Origin of the sequence: Cryobacterium sp. Y50 (genome assembly GCF_002929805.1) — a bacterium.
In the GTDB taxonomy this organism is placed as follows: Bacteria; Actinomycetota; Actinomycetes; order Actinomycetales; family Microbacteriaceae; genus Cryobacterium.
The window spans coordinates 33693-53909 of sequence record NZ_PJJM01000090.1 but is presented as its reverse complement, the minus strand read 5'-3'; the positions used below and the strand labels follow the sequence as shown (position 1 = coordinate 53909).

At 62.6% G+C, this 20217-nt stretch carries 25 protein-coding genes and 4 tRNA genes; 20 read left to right on the top strand and 9 right to left on the bottom strand.

Going from position 1 to position 20217, the window contains the following annotated elements; all coding sequences use genetic code 11:
* Nucleotides 1-81: 81 nt before the first annotated feature.
* Entirely contained in the window at nt 82-1299 is a 1218-nt protein-coding gene (locus tag CXY73_RS10405) for a S9 family peptidase (protein WP_146071724.1), read from the top strand.
* Between the two features lie 12 nt (nt 1300-1311).
* On the opposite strand, the gene CXY73_RS10400 is transcribed toward CXY73_RS10405, so the two are convergent.
* Together CXY73_RS10400 and CXY73_RS10395 are read right to left on the bottom strand one after the other, a co-directional pair.
* A complete protein-coding gene (locus CXY73_RS10400) occupies nt 1312-1740 on the bottom strand; it encodes a SufE family protein (RefSeq protein ID WP_104177663.1) in 429 nt (142 codons plus the stop codon).
* Nucleotides 1737-2648, bottom strand: a complete 912-nt coding sequence (locus CXY73_RS10395) for a sulfurtransferase (RefSeq protein ID WP_104177662.1) — start codon at nt 2646-2648, stop codon at nt 1737-1739. The genes CXY73_RS10400 and CXY73_RS10395 overlap by 4 nt, the downstream gene beginning before the upstream one ends.
* 159 nt (nt 2649-2807) lie before the next feature.
* Between CXY73_RS10395 and zapE the strand changes: the two genes are divergently transcribed.
* The gene (gene zapE / locus CXY73_RS10390) at nt 2808-3860 is read left to right on the top strand and encodes a cell division protein ZapE (protein ID WP_104135025.1); all 1053 of its coding nucleotides are present in this window, start codon (nt 2808-2810) and stop codon (nt 3858-3860) included.
* Between the two features lie 201 nt (nt 3861-4061).
* Entirely contained in the window at nt 4062-5285 is a 1224-nt protein-coding gene (locus CXY73_RS10385; protein ID WP_104177661.1) for an ammonium transporter, read from the top strand.
* A gap of 116 nt (nt 5286-5401) precedes the next feature.
* Here CXY73_RS10385 and CXY73_RS10380 read toward each other — a convergent pair whose 3' ends face one another.
* On the bottom strand, nt 5402-6583 hold the full coding sequence (locus CXY73_RS10380) for a MarP family serine protease (protein ID WP_104177660.1): 1182 nt from the start codon (nt 6581-6583) through the stop codon (nt 5402-5404).
* Between CXY73_RS10380 and CXY73_RS10375 the strand changes: the two genes are divergently transcribed.
* The 3 genes from CXY73_RS10375 to CXY73_RS10365 all read left to right on the top strand — a co-directional run bounded on the left by CXY73_RS10375 (nt 6582) and on the right by CXY73_RS10365 (nt 8163).
* Nucleotides 6582-6779 (top strand): hypothetical protein, encoded by a 198-nt coding sequence (locus CXY73_RS10375; protein WP_104135028.1) that lies wholly within the window; start codon nt 6582-6584, stop codon nt 6777-6779. The genes CXY73_RS10380 and CXY73_RS10375 overlap by 2 nt on opposite strands.
* On the top strand, nt 6776-7507 hold the full coding sequence (locus tag CXY73_RS10370) for a YqjF family protein (RefSeq protein ID WP_104135029.1): 732 nt from the start codon (nt 6776-6778) through the stop codon (nt 7505-7507). The genes CXY73_RS10375 and CXY73_RS10370 overlap by 4 nt, the downstream gene beginning before the upstream one ends.
* Nucleotides 7508-7776: 269 nt before the next feature.
* Entirely contained in the window at nt 7777-8163 is a 387-nt protein-coding gene (locus CXY73_RS10365) for a hypothetical protein (protein ID WP_233198257.1), read from the top strand.
* A 13-nt stretch (nt 8164-8176) separates the two neighbouring features.
* On the opposite strand, the gene CXY73_RS10360 is transcribed toward CXY73_RS10365, so the two are convergent.
* The 3 genes from CXY73_RS10360 to CXY73_RS10350 all read right to left on the bottom strand — a co-directional run bounded on the left by CXY73_RS10360 (nt 8177) and on the right by CXY73_RS10350 (nt 9734).
* Complete coding sequence (locus CXY73_RS10360) at nt 8177-8830, bottom strand: SDR family oxidoreductase (RefSeq protein WP_104135030.1); 654 nt, start codon at nt 8828-8830, stop codon at nt 8177-8179.
* Nucleotides 8831-8866: 36 nt separating this feature from the next.
* Nucleotides 8867-9580 (bottom strand): M50 family metallopeptidase, encoded by a 714-nt coding sequence (locus tag CXY73_RS10355; protein ID WP_104177659.1) that lies wholly within the window; start codon nt 9578-9580, stop codon nt 8867-8869.
* Nucleotides 9581-9658: 78 nt separating this feature from the next.
* Nucleotides 9659-9734 (bottom strand) — tRNA-Val (locus tag CXY73_RS10350).
* A 280-nt stretch (nt 9735-10014) separates the two neighbouring features.
* On the opposite strand from CXY73_RS10350, the gene CXY73_RS10345 reads away from it, so the two are divergent.
* The 3 genes from CXY73_RS10345 (at nt 10015) to CXY73_RS10335 (ending at nt 10347) form a co-directional block, all read left to right on the top strand.
* A tRNA-Gly gene (locus tag CXY73_RS10345) sits at nt 10015-10086 on the top strand.
* A gap of 58 nt (nt 10087-10144) precedes the next feature.
* Nucleotides 10145-10215, top strand: a tRNA-Cys gene (locus CXY73_RS10340).
* Between the two features lie 60 nt (nt 10216-10275).
* Nucleotides 10276-10347, top strand: a tRNA-Val gene (locus CXY73_RS10335).
* A 39-nt stretch (nt 10348-10386) separates the two neighbouring features.
* Here CXY73_RS10335 and CXY73_RS10330 read toward each other — a convergent pair.
* Together CXY73_RS10330 and CXY73_RS10325 are read right to left on the bottom strand one after the other, a co-directional pair.
* A complete protein-coding gene (locus CXY73_RS10330) occupies nt 10387-11688 on the bottom strand; it encodes a tyrosine-type recombinase/integrase (protein ID WP_146071723.1) in 1302 nt (433 codons plus the stop codon).
* A 50-nt stretch (nt 11689-11738) separates the two neighbouring features.
* Complete coding sequence (locus CXY73_RS10325) at nt 11739-12248, bottom strand: hypothetical protein (RefSeq protein ID WP_104177657.1); 510 nt, start codon at nt 12246-12248, stop codon at nt 11739-11741.
* 165 nt (nt 12249-12413) lie between these two features.
* Between CXY73_RS10325 and CXY73_RS10320 the strand changes: the two genes are divergently transcribed.
* The 11 genes from CXY73_RS10320 to CXY73_RS10270 all read left to right on the top strand — a co-directional run bounded on the left by CXY73_RS10320 (nt 12414) and on the right by CXY73_RS10270 (nt 18883).
* Nucleotides 12414-12617 (top strand): helix-turn-helix domain-containing protein, encoded by a 204-nt coding sequence (locus CXY73_RS10320; protein ID WP_104177656.1) that lies wholly within the window; start codon nt 12414-12416, stop codon nt 12615-12617.
* Nucleotides 12614-12958, top strand: coding sequence for a hypothetical protein (locus CXY73_RS10315; protein WP_104177655.1), 345 nt, complete (start codon nt 12614-12616; stop codon nt 12956-12958). The genes CXY73_RS10320 and CXY73_RS10315 overlap by 4 nt, the downstream gene beginning before the upstream one ends.
* Entirely contained in the window at nt 12955-14025 is a 1071-nt protein-coding gene (locus CXY73_RS10310) for an ATP-binding protein (RefSeq protein ID WP_104177654.1), read from the top strand. The genes CXY73_RS10315 and CXY73_RS10310 overlap by 4 nt, the downstream gene beginning before the upstream one ends.
* A complete protein-coding gene (locus tag CXY73_RS10305) occupies nt 14022-14522 on the top strand; it encodes a hypothetical protein (protein ID WP_104177653.1) in 501 nt (166 codons plus the stop codon). The genes CXY73_RS10310 and CXY73_RS10305 overlap by 4 nt, the downstream gene beginning before the upstream one ends.
* Nucleotides 14519-15016 carry a hypothetical protein gene (locus tag CXY73_RS10300; protein WP_104177652.1) on the top strand — a complete coding sequence of 166 codons (498 nt, stop codon included), beginning with the start codon at nt 14519-14521 and terminating at the stop codon, nt 15014-15016. Before CXY73_RS10305 ends, CXY73_RS10300 begins: the two co-directional genes overlap by 4 nt.
* Nucleotides 15009-15758: a terminase large subunit domain-containing protein gene (locus CXY73_RS10295; RefSeq protein WP_158254099.1), complete on the top strand. Its 750-nt coding sequence runs from the start codon at nt 15009-15011 to the stop codon at nt 15756-15758. Before CXY73_RS10300 ends, CXY73_RS10295 begins: the two co-directional genes overlap by 8 nt.
* On the top strand, nt 15755-16435 hold the full coding sequence (locus CXY73_RS10290; RefSeq protein ID WP_104177650.1) for a hypothetical protein: 681 nt from the start codon (nt 15755-15757) through the stop codon (nt 16433-16435). The genes CXY73_RS10295 and CXY73_RS10290 overlap by 4 nt, the downstream gene beginning before the upstream one ends.
* Nucleotides 16429-16893, top strand: a complete 465-nt coding sequence (locus tag CXY73_RS10285; RefSeq protein ID WP_104177649.1) for a hypothetical protein — start codon at nt 16429-16431, stop codon at nt 16891-16893. Before CXY73_RS10290 ends, CXY73_RS10285 begins: the two co-directional genes overlap by 7 nt.
* Before the next feature lie 115 nt (nt 16894-17008).
* Nucleotides 17009-17854: a phage major capsid protein gene (locus CXY73_RS10280; protein WP_104177648.1), complete on the top strand. Its 846-nt coding sequence runs from the start codon at nt 17009-17011 to the stop codon at nt 17852-17854.
* 90 nt (nt 17855-17944) lie between these two features.
* Complete coding sequence (locus CXY73_RS10275) at nt 17945-18340, top strand: hypothetical protein (RefSeq protein WP_146071722.1); 396 nt, start codon at nt 17945-17947, stop codon at nt 18338-18340.
* Between the two features lie 348 nt (nt 18341-18688).
* A complete protein-coding gene (locus tag CXY73_RS10270) occupies nt 18689-18883 on the top strand; it encodes a DUF1918 domain-containing protein (protein ID WP_104177646.1) in 195 nt (64 codons plus the stop codon).
* Nucleotides 18884-18988: 105 nt separating this feature from the next.
* On the opposite strand, the gene CXY73_RS10265 is transcribed toward CXY73_RS10270, so the two are convergent.
* Complete coding sequence (locus CXY73_RS10265; protein WP_104177645.1) at nt 18989-20050, bottom strand: Ig-like domain-containing protein; 1062 nt, start codon at nt 20048-20050, stop codon at nt 18989-18991.
* Between the last annotated feature and the right edge of the window lie 167 nt (nt 20051-20217).

Here is a 20217-nt window from a genome sequence, read left to right as displayed (position 1 = left end):
TGATCAGTTTCGGGCACGTCTGCAGACTAGAGTTTTTTCTGGGTGTTGTCCGTGAGGCACGCCGACCAGTTGGAGGTGCAGGTGAACGAGGCACAGCCCCCAAACGGGCGCGGAGACGCTGCACAACGGTCGATTCTGGGACCGATGCTGGCTGTCACCGGCATGGCCATCGCCGGCGCGGCCGTCGCTGGTCTTACCGCCGGCGCCGTTCTCGCCGCGGTCATGGCCAAAACCATCGTCACACCTCCGACCAGACGTGAGGATGACACGCGGGTATTCGCGGTCGACCTCGGACGCGGCCTGATCACCCTGCAACGGCACCGTGATTCGATGCTCCCAGGCGACTACAGCTTCTTCTTCGGCAACGACACTGGCCACGCCCGGGTCGGCGCGATCACCGAGCGAACGGCCGCAACCGTCAGCCGGCGCATCCTCGCGGTGGACTACGGCGACCTCCAGGCGGCCCGGCACGGCCGGTTCAGCGGCTGGCTCTACACCGGTCCCGACGATCTCGGCTTTACCTGGCAAAATGTCATCGTCCCGACCGCGCTTGGCCCGGCCCCCGCCTGGCTCATTCCAGCGGATGCCGCAGCCGCCGGTGGTCGCTGGGTGGTCCAGGTGCACGGACGGGCGGTGCGCCGAGAGGAGGCGCTGCGGGCGGTGCCCGTGTTTCGGGCGGCCGGTTACACGTCGCTGCTCGTCTCCTACCGCAACGACGGAGACGCCCCGGCTAGCCCCGACGGGCGCTACGGGCTGGGCGACACGGAGTGGGCCGACGTCGATGCGGCCATCAGCTTTGCCGCCGACCAGGGCGCGACCAGCGTCGTGCTGATGGGCTGGTCGATGGGGGGAGCGATCTGTTTGCAGGCCCTCACCCGCAGCGCGCAGGCACCCCTGATCGTCGGGATGGTGCTGGAATCTCCCGTGATCGACTGGGCCGACGTCGTGGCCGCGCAGGCCATCGATCGCCGGTTACCGAGGCAGATCGCCCGCGGAGCAGTCGCGCTGATGGGGTCACGTCGGGGACAGTGGTTGACCGGACTCAGAGCGCCGATCGACTTCGGGCGGCTCGACTTCGTGGCGCGCGCCCGCGACCTGCACCGGCCCATTCTGCTACTGCACAGCGACGATGACGGCTTTGTTCCGGCGACCGGGTCGCGCCGCCTCGCCGACCGGCGGCCCGACGAGGTGACCTTTGTAGCGTTCACCGAGGCGCGTCACACTAAATTGTGGAACTACGACCCTGGCCGGTGGAACGCCGAAATTGCCGGCTGGCTGGCTCGGCTAGCGCAGCGCTGACCGCGCCGAGGGTCACGCCTCCACGCGCTCCCGCACCTGACGCTTGGCCCGGCCGAGCATGGCGCTCATGCCGCGCAGGCGCAGTGGTGAGACAGCCTCGTTCAGTCCGATCGACTGCGGGTAGTCATCGGGAACGGCCAGCACCCGCTCTACGCTCAGTCCGTCGAGGCCCTGCGCGAGGATCGACGCGAAGCCGCGGGTGGTGGGTGACTCGCGCGGAGCCGTCGCGTGCAGGTGGAACAAGCCATCGGCATCCACTTCAACGAAGATGAAAACCGGCGACTGGCATTCGACGACGCGTTCGAGCAGGTCGGGGTGATCCTGAAACTTCTGTGGAAGTTTCGGCAGCTCGTTGGCGAACTCGAGCAGCAACAGCAGCCGATCCTTCTGCTCGAGGGCGAGAAAATCTTCCCGAATCTCGGCCAGCAGGTCCGTGGTCATCGGCGAGGAGCCGGAGCCGGGGCGTCGCCGGGCTCGGTGCCGACGGCGATCGGTACGGCGACGGCGTTGCCCCACTCGGTCCAGGATCCGTCGTAATTGCGCACATTCTCGAAGCCGAGTAGGTAGGTCAGCACAAACCAGGTGTGGCTTGACCGTTCGCCGATGCGGCAATAGGCGATCACGTTGTCGCCGTCGGTCAATCCGGCTTCATCCCGATAGATCGCGTCGAGTTCGCTGCGCGAGCGAAAGGTCGAGTCCGTGTCTGCGGCGCGAGCCCACGGCACCGAAGCAGCCGAGGGAATGTGGCCGCCGCGCAGGGCACCCTCTTCGGGATAGGCCGGCATCGTCGTGCGGGCGCCGCTGTATTCCTCGGGGGAGCGCACGTCGATGAGTGGCTGACCGAAGTGGCCAAGGACGTCGTCCTTGAACGCCCGAATGGGAGCGTCGTCGCGTTCGACGACGGGGTAGTCGGTGCGGGTGACGCTTGAGGCATCCGTGGTCATCTCGCGTTCCTCGGCGAGCCATTTCTCGCGGCCACCATCAAGCAGGCGAACGTCGTCGTGGCCAAACAGGGTGAAGACCCAGAGGGCGTAGGCGGCCCACCAGTTGCTCTTGTCACCGTAGATGACTACGGTGCTTTCGCGGGCGATGCCCTTACTCGACAGCAAAGCGGCGAAGGCGGCACCGTCGATGTAGTCGCGATTGACCTTGTCGTTGAGGTCGGTATGCCAGTCGATCTTGACCGAACCGCGAATGTGGCCGACTTCGTAGAGCAGCACGTCCTCGTCGGACTCCACCACCACGAGACCGGCGTCGCCCCGGTGTTGGGCCAGCCACTGTGTGGAAACCAGTTTCGAGGGGTGCGCGTAGGCGGAAAATTTCTCGGTCGTGTCGAACGGGGCAGACATGTAACCTCCAGGTGGACCGGGGATGCATTCGCAAGTCGGGTTGACCGCGGATTAGGCTTATCGATGCCCACCACTTAAACCTACGCGGTGCCGGCACACTACGCATTTTGGTATCACTGCGCATTTTGCAGCACGAAGAACGAGAATGGGCGTTTCAGCATGGCACCAGAGGCCCACGAGAAGGCACAGCACACGGTTCCGCAACTCGCCGACCGCACGCCGACGATCACCGGTCGCGAAATCGTGGCCGAGCTGGTGCCGCCTCCCCAGTTTGAACACGCCTCGTTTGAGAACTACCGCCCCGACCATGACTATCCGTCCCAGATGACCGCGGTCGAGAAACTCATCGAGTTTGTCAATCCTCGGCCGGCCGGGTTCTTCTCCCGCCGCCGTCAGGCCAAGGACGACCTGCCGGGAATCTACCTCGATGGCGGCTTTGGCGTCGGCAAGACCCACCTGCTCGCGGCGCTCTGGCATGCGGCGACCGGCCCCAAGTATTTCGGCACCTTCATCGAGTACACCGCACTGGTCGGTGCGCTCGGGTACCAGGAAACCATCAAGGAACTGCGCAGCGCGAAACTCATCTGCATCGACGAGTTCGAACTCGACGATCCGGGCGACACCATGGTGATGACCCGGTTGCTCGGCGAACTCGTCGCCACCGGCACCCGGGTGGCCGCCACATCGAACACCCCGCCCAACTCGCTCGGCGAGGGACGGTTCGCCGCGCAGGACTTTCTGCGGGAGATCTCCGCGATGAGCGCCAACTTCGAGACCCTGCGCATCGACGGCCTCGACTACCGTCGTCGTAACGTATCCGGCCAGGCAGTCTCCGTCGAACCCGAAGCCCGCGAACACCTGGTCAATACCCTTCTTCAGCGCGGTTCAAAGGTTACCGAAGACGACTTCGGTGCCCTCATGCGCCACCTCGGTACCGTGCATCCTTCCAAGTATGTGAAGGTCATTCGCGACGTCGAGGTCATCGCCATCCGCGGGGTGTACCTGCTGACCGATCAAACGGATGCCCTCCGCCTCGTGGCCTTCATCGACCGCGTCTACGACGCTGAAATTCCCATCGTCGCGAGTGGGCGCCCACTCAATGAGGTCTTCGACGACGAAATGATGGCGGGTGGCTACCGCAAGAAATACCAGCGTTCGCAGTCGCGTATGGTCGCCCTCACCACCGGAGAGTTGCCGCCGCACACCGATTAGTTCGGATTGACCCGGAACAATTTGACCGGACATGAAGCTGCTGTGTGCGAAACGTGACGTTAACAAATCACTCAGGCTCGTAACCGGTACGAAACACGTCGGAACGTTTGTTGTAACAGCCGCCTCAGATACTGGAGTCGTATCCGAGGCGGTTCACCTCGCGCTACACCGTACACACTCGACACGCGTGAGGATTTTTTTATGGATACCGGAAGCATTGCCTGGCTGATCACAGCCACCGCCCTGGTGTTGTTCATGACACCGGGTGTCGCCTTCTTCTACGGCGGACTGGTCAAGGCCAAGAGCGTCATCAGCATGATGATGATGAGCTTTGGGGCTCTCGGGCTCATCAGTGTGCTCTGGATTTTGTATGGCTACAACATGAGCGTTGCTGGCAGTCCAACGGCTTTCTCCGGAAACCCCTTCTCCGATTTCGGATTGGGTCAGCTCGCGACGAGTGTCGGTGGCAATGTTGGTCTCCTCAGCGCCACCTACGGGGCCACCTTCGCGATCATCACCGTCGCGCTGATCAGTGGTGCGGTCGCCGACCGGGCGAAGTTCGGCTCCTGGATGATCTTCGCCGGCGTTTGGGCGACCCTTGTCTACTTCCCGGTCGCGGCTTGGGTCTGGGGCGGCGGCTGGATCCTCAACCTCGGTGACAGCATGGGCCTGCCGGGCGTCATCGACTACGCCGGCGGCACCGCGGTGCACATCAACGCCGGTGCCGCTGCTCTCGCTCTCGCTCTGGTTCTTGGCAAGCGCATCGGTTTCCAGAAGGGCATCACCAAGCCGCACAACGTTCCGCTAGTGCTGCTCGGTGCCGCAATCCTTTGGTTCGGCTGGTTTGGCTTCAACGCCGGCGCCGAATGGATCACTGGTCTCGCCAACGTCGGCCTCATCGTCGTCAACACCCTCGGTGCCACTGCAGCGGCCATCCTCGCCTGGATGCTGGTCGAGAAGTTCAAGGACGGCAAGGCCACCTCGGTCGGTGCGGCTTCCGGTGCCGTTGCCGGATTGGTCGCCATCACCCCGGCCTGCGCCAACCTCGAGCCCGGCTGGGCCCTGCTGCTCGGTGCCGTCGCCGGTGCCGTCTGCGCTCTTGCCGTCGAACTCAAGTTCAAGCTCGGCTTTGACGACTCGCTCGACGTGGTCGGAATCCACCTTGTCGGCGGGATTATCGGGACGCTTTACCTCGGCTTATTCGCCATCGACACCGGTTTTTTCACCGGTGGCGGAAACTTCGGTCAGCTCGCCGTTCAGGCCATCGCGGCCTTCTCGGTCCTCGTCTACTCCTTCGTCATCGCCTACCTGCTCGGTCTCGCGATCGAAAAGACCATCGGCTTCCGCATCAGGAACGAAGACGAACTGGCCGGAATCGACACGAGCGTGCATGGCGAAACTGGCTACGCCCTCGAGCGTGTCTAGTCTTTGACACTCCCGACTGGTCAGGCAATCGGGCGGTACTGGAGCGGAATCATCCGCTTCAGTCTCGCCCTTTGCATGCCCGACCAGGGTGCTGCCGGTGAACGGATGCCGCTGGTTCAGCCGCGAACGCAGGTGCCGGAGGAGACCGGGGCGTCGAGGCCCGGTGCCTCGTTGATGACCGGCTGAACCTCATCGAGCGCAAGCGCATAGCCGACGTTGTCGGTGTTCGACGCCTTGGCGAAGATGACGCCCACGACGAGGCCGGACTCGCTCAGCAGCGGACCACCCGACTCGCCCTGCTGCACGTCGGACGCCACGGTGTACACCTGGCGCGGTGTCGGGTCCTGGCCGTAAATGTCGGCGACGCTGATGGTTCCAAGCGAGATGACCTGGGCCAGGTCGGAGACGTACGGTCCGCCGAAGGGGTACCCATCAGCGACCGCGCCGCTGCCCGCGGCGAGATCGTTGCCGACGGCGAGCGGGGCTGCGCCGAGGCCAGGCACGGAAATGACGGCGAGGTCATCGACCGGGTCGAAGTAGACGATCTCCCCGGCAAGGGCTTCCCCAGACGGTGTCTCAACCACGGGCTGGTTCACCCCGGCCACGACGTGGGCATTGGTGATGACGCGGCCGTCGGACACCACGAATCCGCTGCCCGACTGGCTTTGGCCACAGGCGTAGGCCGTTCCGGTGATGCGCACGACGGACTGCGCGGCAACAGCCAGGGCCGGACTGCTCGTGTCGGCCTGAGCAGCATCCGGTGTCGGGCCGGTGAAAGCATCGACGATGCGTGGCAGACCCTGTGACACTGCAACGGAGCGAAGTTGCGCCATCAAGGCCTTGACCCGGTCAGGAGTCGCCGAGTCGATGCGGGACACCACGGTAGATTCAGCGATGGCGGGAGAGAGGAATGGGATTCCCAGGGCACCGATGCTGAACGCGACCATCGACGCCACGAGAGCCGATGCGACCGCCGCGAATGCTGCACCAAGCACGCGGTTGATGGTGCCGAGTGGGGAACGCTTCGATTTGCGGCCGACCATGCTGCCGGCGGAAGCACCGATCGAGTGCCCAATAAGCACGAGCAGAACGGCCACGGCAATCGTGCCGGGGGTGCGCCATTCCGGAGCGGGAATCCAGCCGCCGACCAGCGGCACGACGAAGAAGGCGGCGAATCCACCGGCGACCGCGCCGATGATGCCGGTCAGGCTGCGTAACAGACCACTGCGGTAGCCGTTGACGAGGGCGACGACCAACAACAGAATGAGCAAGAAGTCGAGCACGGTTGAGCCTGACATGCTTCTCCCTGAGTTGATGCTGCACGTGTTGTTTGGTCACGATTTCGCCTTATTCATGGTTACACAGGCCTCCTTCGCGATTGCTGAGCGCAGCCCCCGCCCCGCGTTCTTTCCCGGCCGATCAACAGGCGCGGGGCACGCCAAACTGAAGTATCGTGAAGCGATGACCGACGTTGGCCCGAAAGTACAGCGGTGACTCCAGCAGAGTCCTTGCCCATCTCAACGATCGCACCACCCCTGGCCGGGCGGGCCGTGGCCAGCCAGCGCTGGTCGCACCTGGTGTTTCTGCATTGGCGAGTGGATGCTGCGCTGATCGCGCCGCTTTTGCCCAGCGGCCTGGTTCCCGATGAGCATGACGGATCGAGCTGGGTGGGCCTCATCCCGTTCGTCCTCGATCGCGCGACAGTTCTTGGAAGCATGCCGATTCCGTACTTCGGCACTTTCGTTGAAGTAAACGTGCGCCTCTATGCCGTCGACGCCCAGGGGCGTCGCGGCGTTGTGTTCGTATCGCTGGAGGCCAGCCGCCTCGCCGCCGTGCTCGCTGCGCGTGCGCTGTTCTCACTGCCCTACATCTGGTCGCGTACGCGGCTATCGGTTGATTCGGGACAGTACCGGTACACCGCGACGCGCCACCGCGACAGAATGGCGCACACCGAGGTGGTTGCTCGGCCGAGTTCAGTCGCCGTGGTGGATGACTCGTTGGCCGACTTCTTGACCGCGCGCTGGGCGCTGTTCACGCGCGTCCGCGGTCGCACCGTGCATTTGCGCAACCATCACGAGCCGTGGCCGCTGTACCGTGCCGAGCTCGTGAGTCTCGACGACACGCTGCTGGCCGCCGCCGGTTTCACCGGTCTGACCGAACGCGCTCCCGACTCGGTTCTGTACTCTCCCGGAGTGACGACGTGGTTCGGCCGGGGTCGTTGACATGGTGCCAGCACTTAGAAAGTTCTAAAAAAATACCGACAACAACCGCGTCATCGAGGGAGTATTACAGCATGGGATTTCTTGACTTTCTGCTGGGCCGAAAGGACTAGGCACCGACCGGCGACCGGTCGCCTCGGTTTAACAATGGTCCGGTAAACAATGGTTCGGCAGGCAGCGAGGACGAGATTGCCGTCGAGCGGTACCAGTACCTGCTACGCACTGCACCGCCCGAGACCATCGAGAAGGTGCACACCGAGGCGTTCTCCAAATTGACTGAGGAACAGCGCGATATTCTTTTTCGCCAACTCACCGAGAACCTTGAACCGAGTGAGCGTCCAGCGGATGCCGTACCGGCCCACCTGGCCCAGGCGGCGACCCGGGCCGAGCTCCGCGAGCCGGGCACACTCACCCGAACCTTCGGAAACCAGAATGGCATGGGCTTTGGCAGCATGGTCGGCGGATCACTGCTCGGTCCGGTCGCCGGATTCTTCATCGGATCAGCGCTGGTGAGCGCTTTCATGTCGATGGACGGCGGCGGCACGGATGCCGGTGCCGACGCGAACAGCGAAACCAACGCCGATTCGGGCGGCGACTCCGGTGGAGACGCTGGAGGAGATTTTGGCGGCGGTGATTTCGGTGGAGACTTCGGGTTCTAATCTTCCAGAGCCGTTAGTGGAGGGCGGCGATGGCCTCACCAATGGGAACGTCGCCGTCAGTGAACTCGATGAATTTGCCGATGCTGTTGTCGCTCGCGAGCACGGCTGCGGCGACGAGCGCGACGTTCTCGCGAGAGGTGTCGCTGTCCGTGCTGCCTGATCCCACACTGATGGAACCGCTCGCGGCATCGAGGGTCAGCGCGCTCGGTCCGAGGATGGTCCAGTTCAGTGAGGTTGCCCGCAGGTAGCCGTCGGCAGCCGCCTTAGCCTCGTAGTAGGCGAACATGCCGTCGTCGGGAGAGGCGCCATGGACGGCGCGCGATCCCTTATACGAGACCATCACGTAACGGTAGATACCGGCCTGCGCGGCGGCAACCATTGAGCGGATGGCCGCATCGCGGTCGACCGCGTAGGTGCGCGCAGTACTGCCCCCGCCGGCCCCGGCTGACCAGACGATGGCGTCGTGGCCGGCCAGGAGCGTCGTGAGCTGATCCGTGGACAGATTCTCGACATCCGCTTGCAGCGGGGTTGCGCCGGTCGCTGAGACGTCGGAGGCATGCTCGGGGTTGCGGATAAGGGAGCTGACCTCATGGCCGGCAGTGGTGAGCAGGTGGGCTAGGTGGAGGGCAACTTTTCCGTGTCCGCCAATGATCGCAATTTTTGTCATATCATTCAGCCTGTCACGATTGGCTGCGGGAAGCGCTCAGGCTTGAAGAAAACGCAGCAGTATCGCGGCGAGCGCAACGCAGCCCAGTTGGATGCCGAGAAAGACGGCTACCCAGAAAAGCCCCGGAATGTGGGTGAGCCGAGCCAGCTGGTCGGCGTCCGACGATAACCCGGCCGTGCGGGATCGGGACTGCTGTAGCTCAAGGGACGTGCGCAGCGCACCGAGCAGGAGAAGTGCGGTGACCAGCAAGGCGAACACACCCTGCATCTGCGGCGTGCCGAACCAGGAGACGCCGAAGACGACGGCGCCCGTGACAGCGACCGACCAGAGCCCAAACCAGTTGCGTATCTGCACGAGGAGAAGGGCCAGCGCCGCGAGCAGCGCCCAGAGCAGTCCTACGTCGAACCCCCGGCTGAGTAGCCAGGCTGCACCGCAGCCGAGCAGCGCGGGGGCTGGGTACCCGGCCAACAGGGTGAAGATCATGCCCGGCCCGCTCGGGCGGCCGCGGCTCACGGTGAGCCCCGAGGTATCCGAATGCATGCGGATGCCGCCCAGCCGCCGCCCACAGAGCACCGCGACGACTCCGTGGCCGCCCTCGTGCACGATGGTGATGGCGTGACGGGCGATGCGCCAAACCGGCGGAAACAGCACGGTCGCCGCGGCCGCCGCCACGGTCAGCCACGCGGTGAGGGGGGCTAGAGCGGCGTGCGAAGTCGTCATGCGCTGCCAGATGTCCAAGAGCAGGTCCATGCGTCTCAGACTAGGTTGCACTAATGCGGAGTGAAGGCACAAAAAAGCCCCGATTTCTCGGGGCTTTTCGTGTAGTCGTGGTGGGCGATGCGGGACTTGAACCCACGACCTCTTCCGTGTGAAGGAAGCGCGCTACCAGCTGCGCCAATCGCCCAGTTGTACTCACACCGCAAAATCGAAGTTGCTGGTGCGACTTCTGATACTAGCCCAGACTGGCGGGTCGCCGCACATCCACACCGCACACCGGTGTGGCGCGGGTCATCGCCTACTCCAGCTCGACGGCAGAGTCGCGTCGCCCGGCCCTGTCCGCACACCACCCGCAACACCCCGCACACCACCCGCAACAGCCCGCGCAACACGCCGTACAAGCCTCGGTTTGGTTTCCGTCTTGCTATTCAGCTAGAGTCACTGAGTACGCAGAAATGCGGACAGTTGCGGATGTGGCGCAGTGGTAGCGCATCACCTTGCCAAGGTGAGGGTCGCGAGTTCGAATCTCGTCATCCGCTCGAATGAAATGGAATCGGCCTACGGACCGGTTCCAATTCGTTTGGTATGAACCCAACTGGTGGATTGGCCGAGAGGCGAGGCAGCGGCCTGCAAAGCCGTTAACACGGGTTCGAATCCCGTATCCACCTCAATTCCTGGTGCACTCGCCGAGAACTGCATTGCATAGACACCGTACTTCCCAGAATCTTGGGCGATTGGCGCAGCGGTAGCGCGCTTCCCTGACACGGAAGAGGTCATCGGTTCGATCCCGGTATCGCCCACAACGAGAAGCCCCGGTCAGCCGGGGTTTTTCTGTTTAACTAAGCAGCGGTCTCACTGGAAATAGCCGCGTTTGTGTGCACCTTGTGTGCATCCGTCATTCTTCGGGGGATCAAACTTGCTACTTGCTCGGCTGTTGCACGGTCGGCGTCACCGATCCGGTGCGTGTAAATATCGGATGTGATCCGGATGCTCGCATGTCCTAGCCGTTTCGATAGAAGCGTGATGTCCCCACCGGCATCGACCCACATTGAGGCGTGTTCGTGCCTCGTGCCGTGGAGGGTGATCTTCGGCAGTTTGGCCTTCACGCGCAGTTTCTCGAAGAGCCGTGTCGCATAATCCGGCTTCAGCGGTTGGCCGTCCTCATAGGTGAACACGAACCCGGAGTCGGCGTAGGCGTCGCCCCAGTCGTCACGCTCGCCTTCCTGACGTAGCTTCCACGCGATCAGGGCACCGGTAGCTGTGTCGTCTAAAGACACCACCCGCACACCGGCATCTGTCTTAGGTGCGCCCTCGATAACGCCGTCGGCGGTTTGCACACGAATCGACGAGATACGCAGCGTGCGGCTGGATAGGTTAACCTCTGACCATTTCAGGCCGACTAGCTCGCCGCGCCTGAGTCCACTCAGAAACGCGAGTTCGAAGAGTGCACCCAGGCGGTGCTTCACGGCAACATCCAGAAACCCGCCGACCTGCCCCGCAGTCCATGCCTCGAACGTTTTAGGGCGTTCCGCCTCCATTGGGATTCGTGCGGCGGGGTTACTGTCGATCAGCTGATCGTCGACGGCAGACGTGAAGGCAGCGCGAATTTTCTTGAGCACCTGATGCTGTGTTGGCACTCCCCGGCCACTGGCGCGCAACTCGTCGAAGAATCTCACAACATGGTGCCGACGGATGTCACTGAGCTTCATCGCCGCCAACGGGCTTCCCTTGATGTCGTTCTCGATGTACCGCGCGTACTGCTCATGCGTGGTCTGCCGGAGCCCTTTACCGCGATTTGCGGTGAGAGCATAGCGGGGGAGCCACTTATCCAAATAATCGGCCAGCGTGTCTTTGCTCGGCGGCAAGTAAGCCCCCTGATCGACCTTCACGGCTTCCTTGTTGCGTGCTTGCCTCGCGACAGTCACATTGGGGAATCCGATCTTCCTGGCCTGCCGACGCTTGCCGGTCTTTGGGTCACGACCGGCGGAGATGTAGTAACCCCAACTCCCATGATCCTTATCAGCCGTGAGGCGAGGGCAGGCGCGCGTAATCTGACCGGCGGTCGGTTTGTCTGGCAGTACGGGGTACGCCTTCCCTGACTCGTTGCGGCATCCGCAGCGTCGATAAATTGCGGCACTCATGGTTCTCTCTTCCTGTTCATCGCCGACCACCTGAGTCGGCGAAGCTGGGGTTACTTCTGGTCGTGCTCGACGACTGCATTTCGGAATGCTGTCCAGTGTTCGCCGAAGTCCTCGTCGAGTTCGCTCGCTTCATCGACAGCGTCGGCGCGCGCATCATCCGACATCGCGGCGAGCCTCTTCGTCGCCTCGTTGATTGCGTCGTGAAGTTGCAGCTCGGCGTCGGCAAGCTCGCGCCGCTTGACCTCGACAAGCTCGTGCAGTTGGGAGCCGTCACGCAGGTAGCGGTCGAACTGCATTCGTTCGCGCTCGTCGCCGTCCATTAGCCATTCGAGTACGGAACCCTGAAACACGCGAACGTAAGCCACGAACTCATCGACGACGATGCGACGGCGCGGACTACCTCGCTCCACGCGGTGAATGGCGCTCGGATGGATCGTGTACCCGGCTCGCTCACGCATTTGCTCCGCGAGCTTCTCGTAGCTCCATTCGCGTTCGGTGCGCTCGCGCTCAATGCGCTGGGCGATCTGATCCTCGACCGCGCGAAGCCGGTGTTCGCTCACTTTAGGCATATCCTGTCCCATCTCATTGTGTGTAACTAGCTCATATTCTTACACGCTATGAGTTGACAAGCAAGGACGCATCGGGCAGGCTTGGCACATCGCAACATCCGGCGGGGCCGTTGAGCGAGTCCTTACGACTCAAGCCTCAGGAAGGCCCCCCCCCCGATGTTCGCGAACCCGCCCACACTCGACGAGCTACGCGCTCGACCCACCCTCACCGTCGCCGAAGCCGCCCAAGTGCTCGGCATCGGCAGGAACACCGCCTACATCGCCGTTCACACCGGTGATCTACCCTCGCTCCGCATCGGCGGGCGCGTTCTCATCCCAACCGCTCGTCTTTTCGCTCTGCTTGAGGGGGACGACGCATGAGCAACGACTACCCCCCACGTATTCGACTCAGCCGCCGCGCCGACTCTTACCTGACCCGGCTCGTTGACGACCTCATCATCGGGCACGTCGAGCTGTACCAGCTGCCGCTGTGCCTCGCCGACCTCTACAACCTCGGCCACACCAACGGCATCGAGTCGTTGCGACCCGCCCTCTACCAGGCGAACGCCGACGCCGACCGGTACTACGCAGCCGCATTCAACCCGCGCTCGGCGATCAAACCCGGCCCGTCATATGCAGAGCTTGAACGCATACGCGGCAACCATGAACACGCCGACCAAATCGACGCCGACAACCGACGCCGCTTCGGGGATGCCTCATGACTCCCGTCAGCTACACGCCCTCCCTATATGCCGACGTTGCCGCCATGTTCGCGGGAGGCACGCCCGAACCGCCACAACCCACGGTAGGCAGACGCAGCGACGGCTCCGGGCTGGTGTACGCCGACGCGCTGAACGTGTTCTTCGGCCCGCCCGAAAGTGGAAAGACCCTCGCCGCCTCGACTATCGCCGCCGACACTCTCTTCGATGGCGGCAGCGTGCTCGTGATCGACATTGACCACAACGGCGCACATGCGACCCTCGCACGGTTCCGGAGCTTTGGCGTGAGCGGAGACACTCTTAGCAACCCAGCCCGTTTCCGGTACGCGGCACCCGAAGACGCCGAAACCATGCGCGCCATCGTCGCGGAAGCAAAACGTTGGCAACCAACCTTCACCATCCTCGACTCCATCGGCGAACTGCTCCCCATGTTTGGAGCGAACTCAAACGACGCCGACGACTACACCCGCGTAAACCGGGCGGTCATGACCGCGCTCGTCTCGTCGGGTACGGCACTAATCGCAATCGACCACGAAGCGAAAGGCACAGATTCCCGCAGTTACGGCAGCAGCGGCACCGCAGCAAAGAAACGCGCCGTCGATGGTGCCATGCTCCGCTTCACAGTCAAACAACCGTTCTCACCAGGGCACGGCGGGAAAGCATCCCTCGCAATCGCCAAAGATCGCCACGGGGGCCTCAAAGCCGTATCACCTGTAGGCGACCGCGAACCACTCGCCGCCGTGTTCCAACTCATACAACGCGACGGAGCCATCGACTGGCGATTCTGGGCACCGAAAGGTAACGACGACCAAACCGTTGACCCGAAAATCGCCGCCGACGCCCTCCAACTCGACGGCCTCGATCCAGAGCCGATCAGCACCCGCGACGTAGAAGCACGCATGCACTGGTCATCACGACGCGCAGTCGTGGCACTCAAACACTGGCGCGCTTCCCGCTTCCCAGAAGCGCAAGGAAGCAAGGAAGTAGGCATAGCGCTTCCCGCTTCCCACTCCTCTAAGGAGGGAAGCGGAAGCAGCCCACAAAACAACTCAGAAAGGGAGACATCATGATCATCAACGACGCAATTACAGACTTCAGCAACCAGCTCACAACCACCCGGCAGAAACTCGCGCTCAACGACCTCATGCACGAACTCAACAGTCGGCAACTGCTACCCCGGGACACTATCGTAACCATCTGGAAGCAATGGGCACACGCAGCGGCGAGCCCTCCTGTCCGCGCGGGTTCTGCTGGGGAGCGCGCAGAGATGCACACAGAGCGCACACACGCGGAAAAGAGCCCAGTAAACGTAAAGGATTCCAGCGGGTCTCTTCCCACACGCGGAAGCATTCAGGCCCGCGCCATTCCGCGCGACCCGCGCAACCCGGACAACAGGCGTAGCCGCTTACTCAGTGGGTACGGCGCAGCCCTTGAGTCCATAGGGCAGCAGGTGCCTGAAGCAGTGCAGCCGATCCGCGTCTACGTGTCCGCATTACGCGACGAGTGCGCCCGTGCTCGTGTCAGAGCGCGCGCCCTGCGCGCACAGCTCGAAAGGGGCAACCAATGAGTGAAGCACGATGCAAGGTATGCCAGCACCACGACCGGGCAGAGATTGACCGGCAGCTGGTGTCAGGGCTGACGAACACCGGTGCGGTAGACAAGTGGGGATTCTCGAAAGACAGTGTGAGGCGGCACCGGCAATCGCACCTGTCACCTGCGCTACGGGCGGCTGTGTCGAGACGGGAGACGGCGGGAGCGGTCAAAGCCCTTGACCGAGTGGAGGCGTTACACGGCAAAGCTATGGGCGTGCTCGAAGCTGCGGAAGCCGACGGTAAAGCGTCGCTGTCCCTGGCGGCGATCCGTGAGCTGCGCGGCATTGTGGAACTGCTGGCGAAGCTGACAGGGGAGCTTGACGAGAGGCCGACCGTACAGGTGCTGAACGTCACGGCGTCGCCGGAGTGGGTGCAAGTACGCGGAGCGCTGATGCAAGCTCTCGCACCGTACCCTGACGCCGCGCAGGCCGTCGCTGGCGCGCTCGCGGAGGGGGTGCCGGGTGCTTGATCTCGGCTCTGATTTGGCGGCGGCTCTCGACCCGGTAGCGTTTGCTGGTCGGTTGGCTTTCGACGCGGAGACGTGGCAGCAACGGCTGTTGCGTTCGACGGCTTCGCGGGTGTTGGTGCGGTGTGCTCGGCAGGTGGGTAAGACGCAGACGACGAGCTTCAAGGCTGTGCATGTGGCTTTGTATCGTTCGGGTTCTCTGGTGCTGATTATTTCGCCGTCTCAGCGCCAGTCTGACGAGATGCTGCTGAGGGTGAAGGCGCTGTATCGGACGCTTGGGCGGGCGAAGCTGGCGAAGGATTCCGGCTCTGAGCTGGTGCTTGAGAACGGCTCGCGGATTGTGTCTTTGCCGGGTACTGAGGGCACGTCGCGCGGCTTTTCGGGCGCTCAGCTGATTGTGCTGGATGAGGCTTCGCGGGTAGAAGATTCCATTTTCGCCTCAGTACTGCCGATGGTAGCCAGCGACGGCGCAATCTGGGCGCTCTCGACACCGTGGGGGCGGCGCGGCTGGTTTTACGAACTGCACGATGACGTGGCGAACGGTTGGCAGCGGCACAAAGTGACCGTGTATGAGTCGGGGCAGTACGGCCCGCACCGTATCGCGGAGGTGAAAGCGGCGCTCGGCTCGTACGTGTTCGCGTCAGATTACGAGTGCGAGTTCGGCGACACCGACAGCCAACTTTTCGGCACTGAGATGGTGCGCGCCGCATTCACACCCGCTATCAAACCATTGGAGTTCGCATGACCTCTTACACTGTTGGCCTTGACCTGGGACAGGGACAGGATTTCTCGGCGCTCGCCGTGGTCGAACGGGTGCTCGTGTTGCCGCCGCTGATTAGCTTGGGCGCGTTCTACCGTCAGCCCGCAACGTATGGCGACGCGCTGAAAGACGAGCTGAGGGTGCGGCATTTGCGGCGCTGGGAGCTTGGCACACCGTACCCGGTGATTGTCAAAGATGTTGCCGCCATGATGCGAACCCCGCCAATGAGCGACGCGATGCTTTTTATTGATGGAACCGGTGTCGGGCGGGCGGTTCGAGATATGTTCCGCGACGAGTGGCAGCAAGACAATTTCGGGTGTTGGCGACCTGTCGCGGTGACGGTGACGGCAGGCCATGACCGTAACGGTTGGCATGTGCCAAAGTCCGATCTGCTGGCGGCAATTCAAGTGCCGTTGCAGCAGGGCAACCTGAAAATTGCGGAACGCCTCCTGTTGGGTGAGCAGTTGGAACGGGAACTGACCGCGTTTAGGCAGACGGTCAGCCAGTCAGGCCGCGATTCGTACGACATTGCTCGTCGGGCAGGGGAGGGGCACGGCGACCTTGTGAGCGCGCTGTCGTTTGCCTTGTTCCAGCCGAACACAATTTCTCGACCGGATGTGGTCGAGAATACGGAAATCCTTGGAAGGGGAACAACATGGTAGACACCGACGCCAGCACCGGAATGCAGACGGGAGAGGTTGCCGACGATCAGCTCGCGCAACTTCCCGCCGAACGGTTGGCGCAAATGCTCCGAGACAAGCGCAAAGCTGAGGCGAACGTGCGCGCGCGGTTGCGTGACGTGGAAGGGGAACGCGACAAGCTCAGCGGCGTTGTGACCGGCTTTCAACGCAGCGCATTAAACGATCTTGCTACTGAGGCAGGCGTGGCACCTACCGCGCTTACAGACCTGGACGCGCATTTACAGCTCGATCAGATTCTCGGAGACGACGGCACACTTGACGCGGCGAAAACGTCGGCGGCGCTGAGCAGCCTCAGGAGTGAACGCCCGCACCTGTTCACGCAATCAGGGGCAGCGATAGCGTCGAGTGCGGAGTCGTTCACTGGTTCCCAGACTGATTTTCAGCATGCCGCGACATGGGGCGACGTAATCGGCGGGTGAATATCAGGGGGCGTGCGGTATTATGTCAAGTAAGGCCGTGCGCCCCTTTCGATCAGCCTCCATGCGGGGCAGTCATCCAATACCATTTCTGACTGCCTTTAAGGAGGCTTTTTTGATGACCGTTTTCACTTCAACCGATAACGTCAAGGGCATTTCACCCGATGCCATTTCTCAGCTGCTTGTGCTGCCCGTTGAGGCGGCATCCGTCGCCGTGCAGGCTTCGACGCTCATTCCGACCGATGCGACACGAACACACATTCCGCTCGTGACGGGCGACCCGTCCGCCGCATGGGTTGCGGAAGGTGACGAAATCGGGGCATCCGATCCGACCATTGACGACATTGTGGCAGAGCCTGCCAAGATTGCCGGTTTGACCATCATCACTAACGAGCTGGCAGCGGATACATCGCCGCAGGCAGCCGCGATTGTTGGTGATGGTCTTGCCCGCGACATCGCGCGAAAGATTGACGTTGCTTTCTTCGGCTCGAAGGGTGCAAGCGTCGTTCAGCCTGCCGGTCTTGGCGATTTGGCGGGTGTTACCGATGTAACCGGTTCGACGGCATGGGCCAATCTTGACCCGTTCGCTGAGGCAATCTCGAACGTGGAAGGCCTCGGCCTCGCCGTCGATACGTTCATCGCGAACCCTGCCGACGCTCTGCTGTTGGCGACATTGAAAGAGTCCACCGGCTCGAACAAGCCTCTGCTTGGCTCCGATCCGACAAACGCGACCCGGCGACTGTTGCAGGGTGTGCCGTTGCTTACGTCGCCCGGTGTGGCTGTCGGCACTGTTTGGGGTATCCCGAAGGTGCGCTCGATCATCGTTCGCCGTAACGATGTCGACCTTCAGACGGATAAGAGCGCCTATTTCACCAGTGACCGAACGGCGATTCGGGCGACTCTGCGTGTGACGTTCGCTTTCCCGCAGGCGGCGGCGATCCAAAAGATCAGCCTGACTGCATAACCATATGTCGAAGCCACCTTGCCGATGCTGGTTTAGGGGGCTTCGGCGTGGGAACGCCCACGCCTGTAGCGTGCCCCTTACGGTAAAGGAATGAAAATACTAGCTCCCTTAGCCATTGTCGCCGCCCTTCTTTTGTCTGGTTGTTCTTCCAGCCCAGCCGACTCAGAGCCTCAGGAGACGGCGCCGGTAGCAGAGAGCGGCGTCGATGTGACGGCCGATGTTACGGCGGGCTTGGATGCTGACACGGCGGCCCTTGTAACATCCGCCGAAGAAGTCGCCCCTGGGGAGCTCGAGATTGAGACATCAATAGTTGATCCTCGCGGCGACAACGGCAGCGCCGAAGCCCTGTCAGCTATCACGATTTGTGAGGCCGCAACGAACCTTGAGGGCACCACGTTCGTGCGAGTGGCGGAAGACGATGGGACGTCATTTGTAATGTACTCCCCGGACTCACCCGCTGCACTTGATCAGTGCACCGAGTACTAGACGTAATCGCGCGACTCGTGTGTGCATTCGTGTGTGCACACTGCGCGGTTCAGGACAATCTAACCGGGTACTAGACAGCATTCAGGCCTGAACCGATGCCAGTAAACAACACGGTTCAGGCGTGAACGGGACTGCCTAACATCGTGATCCTATCCCTGACACGGAAGAGGTCACTGGTTCGATCCCAGTATCGCCCACAGAGCATCGCAACAAAACACAGGAACCCCGGTCAGCCGGGGTTTTTTTGTACCCAGAACCGGCCGTGCAAGATCTGGGCGATAAGCCAGCTGATGCGCCCTTGTGCAGCATCCGCTGCCCGCGTAGTTTTACGCGCAGGAGGTGAGTGCAATGCGCGCCACAGAGGGAGATCGGATTGTCATTCGCGGCAAAACGGTGGAGCGGCCGGACCGTCGCGGCGAGATACTCGAGGTTCGTGGGATCGACGGCGGGCCGCCGTACCTCGTGTTGTTCGACGACCGGCATGAGAGCATCGTGTACCCCGGCGCCGACTTCGTGATCGAACATTCGTCGGAATCGGTCTAGGTCAGCGCCTGATTTGCGCGTCGACCAACCCGCGAAAGCGGATGCCGCGCCCAGATCACCGGGAGGGGGAGAGTTCAGCCGCACTGAACTCTCACCCCGCACCCGTTACCGAATAACCCGTACCAATCGCGGCAGGGTCACCGCCGGAGCATGCTTTGTCGTACCCAGATAGCGGGCGGCGAGCGCGTGCCTGCCGACCTTCAATGATGCGTACGTGAGTGTGGCTGAACCCTGAACGAGCGCCACCGGCTGGCCGACCTTCGTCACCAGGTTATAAAACTGTACGAAACCGGTCACCGTTTTGGTCGCGGAGGTGAAGTTCGCCGTCGCCGAGACGGGCACGCCCACGTGCACATCGCCTCGGGGCGCTATGGTCAGCGTTCCACTGACTCTGGCCGGCTTCGCCACGACGGTAATGACGACAATTGGTGACGTCGAGGAGTTGTAGAAGACCGCGAAACTCTCAGCCGTGATGCGGTGCACCCCCACGGACAGCCTTGTCGTCGTCAGCGTGGAGTGCCACTTTCCGAATACCTGATCGCCAACCAGCGGTCGGCCATTGTCGAAGAAGGTGATCTCCTCGCCGGAACGATCACCGTTCAGGGCGCGGCCCTGACTGTCCGTGACGTCCGCGGTGAAGGTGGTGTGCTGGCCGGCCGTGATAATGCCGGACGGCGTCGCGGTCAGGGTCGTTTTGGTGTCCGGTCCGGTCGGAACGAAGTAGCTGAAGGTTTTCGATGCCGGGGCAAAGTTTCTATCCCCGAGATAGTCCACTCGGAACTGGCGCGTACCGGCTTTGCTGGGGTAGGCATCGGAGTAGAAAATACCGGCCGTGTCGCTCGGCAGGAGCACGGGTGTCTCGGTGCGGTTGCCGGGCTCAAGCGACACGACGCGCACACCCCCCGTCGGAACGGCGGTGGCGGGGGCGACGGCCGAGATCTCGCCGTAAACGGAAGCCGCCTGGCCGGCGAAGTAGAAGTCATAGGTGCCGGCGTTAATGCTGACCGTGCCCCGCCCCGTCGAAAGGGTCGGGGCATCCGTTGCTGCCGAGGCGGCGGGTGCGACGATCAGGGCGCCGAGCACGGACGCAATAACCAGCGCGGGCAGGCGCCAGGAGCGCTTCGCGCCAGGGCGGGGGGATGGGGACGGGTGCGGTAATGGTGTCATGTCTCGCTTCTTTGCAGTCGGTGGTGCTCGGGCCCCCAAATCACGGACAAAGTACTCTCATATCGGCTCGGTTTGTAGTGCGTGCGAGCACTATCGTGGGCTCCCCGTCGCTCAGCCGACGATCAGCCCTGCGCACGCCGCTAAAGTTGACGAGTAGGCAAACAACA

What these genes read in the sequence shown, in the direction of transcription:
- CXY73_RS10400 (WP_104177663.1), bottom strand. Translation starts at nt 1,740, where the DNA reads ATGACCACGGACCTGCTGGCCGAGATTCGGGAAGATTTTCTCGCCCTC.
- CXY73_RS10395 (WP_104177662.1), bottom strand. Translation starts at nt 2,648, where the DNA reads ATGTCTGCCCCGTTCGACACGACCGAGAAATTTTCCGCCTACGCGCAC.
- zapE (WP_104135025.1), top strand. Translation starts at nt 2,808, where the DNA reads ATGGCACCAGAGGCCCACGAGAAGGCACAGCACACGGTTCCGCAACTC.
- CXY73_RS10385 (WP_104177661.1), top strand. Translation starts at nt 4,062, where the DNA reads ATGGATACCGGAAGCATTGCCTGGCTGATCACAGCCACCGCCCTGGTG.
- CXY73_RS10375 (WP_104135028.1), top strand. Translation starts at nt 6,582, where the DNA reads ATGCTTCTCCCTGAGTTGATGCTGCACGTGTTGTTTGGTCACGATTTC.
- CXY73_RS10380 (WP_104177660.1), bottom strand. Translation starts at nt 6,583, where the DNA reads ATGTCAGGCTCAACCGTGCTCGACTTCTTGCTCATTCTGTTGTTGGTC.
- CXY73_RS10360 (WP_104135030.1), bottom strand. Translation starts at nt 8,830, where the DNA reads ATGACAAAAATTGCGATCATTGGCGGACACGGAAAAGTTGCCCTCCAC.
- CXY73_RS10355 (WP_104177659.1), bottom strand. Translation starts at nt 9,580, where the DNA reads ATGGACCTGCTCTTGGACATCTGGCAGCGCATGACGACTTCGCACGCC.
- CXY73_RS10330 (WP_146071723.1), bottom strand. Translation starts at nt 11,688, where the DNA reads ATGAGTGCCGCAATTTATCGACGCTGCGGATGCCGCAACGAGTCAGGG.
- CXY73_RS10320 (WP_104177656.1), top strand. Translation starts at nt 12,414, where the DNA reads ATGTTCGCGAACCCGCCCACACTCGACGAGCTACGCGCTCGACCCACC.
- CXY73_RS10315 (WP_104177655.1), top strand. Translation starts at nt 12,614, where the DNA reads ATGAGCAACGACTACCCCCCACGTATTCGACTCAGCCGCCGCGCCGAC.
- CXY73_RS10310 (WP_104177654.1), top strand. Translation starts at nt 12,955, where the DNA reads ATGACTCCCGTCAGCTACACGCCCTCCCTATATGCCGACGTTGCCGCC.
- CXY73_RS10305 (WP_104177653.1), top strand. Translation starts at nt 14,022, where the DNA reads ATGATCATCAACGACGCAATTACAGACTTCAGCAACCAGCTCACAACC.
- CXY73_RS10300 (WP_104177652.1), top strand. Translation starts at nt 14,519, where the DNA reads ATGAGTGAAGCACGATGCAAGGTATGCCAGCACCACGACCGGGCAGAG.
- CXY73_RS10290 (WP_104177650.1), top strand. Translation starts at nt 15,755, where the DNA reads ATGACCTCTTACACTGTTGGCCTTGACCTGGGACAGGGACAGGATTTC.
- CXY73_RS10285 (WP_104177649.1), top strand. Translation starts at nt 16,429, where the DNA reads ATGGTAGACACCGACGCCAGCACCGGAATGCAGACGGGAGAGGTTGCC.
- CXY73_RS10280 (WP_104177648.1), top strand. Translation starts at nt 17,009, where the DNA reads ATGACCGTTTTCACTTCAACCGATAACGTCAAGGGCATTTCACCCGAT.
- CXY73_RS10275 (WP_146071722.1), top strand. Translation starts at nt 17,945, where the DNA reads ATGAAAATACTAGCTCCCTTAGCCATTGTCGCCGCCCTTCTTTTGTCT.
- CXY73_RS10270 (WP_104177646.1), top strand. Translation starts at nt 18,689, where the DNA reads ATGCGCGCCACAGAGGGAGATCGGATTGTCATTCGCGGCAAAACGGTG.
- CXY73_RS10265 (WP_104177645.1), bottom strand. Translation starts at nt 20,050, where the DNA reads ATGACACCATTACCGCACCCGTCCCCATCCCCCCGCCCTGGCGCGAAG.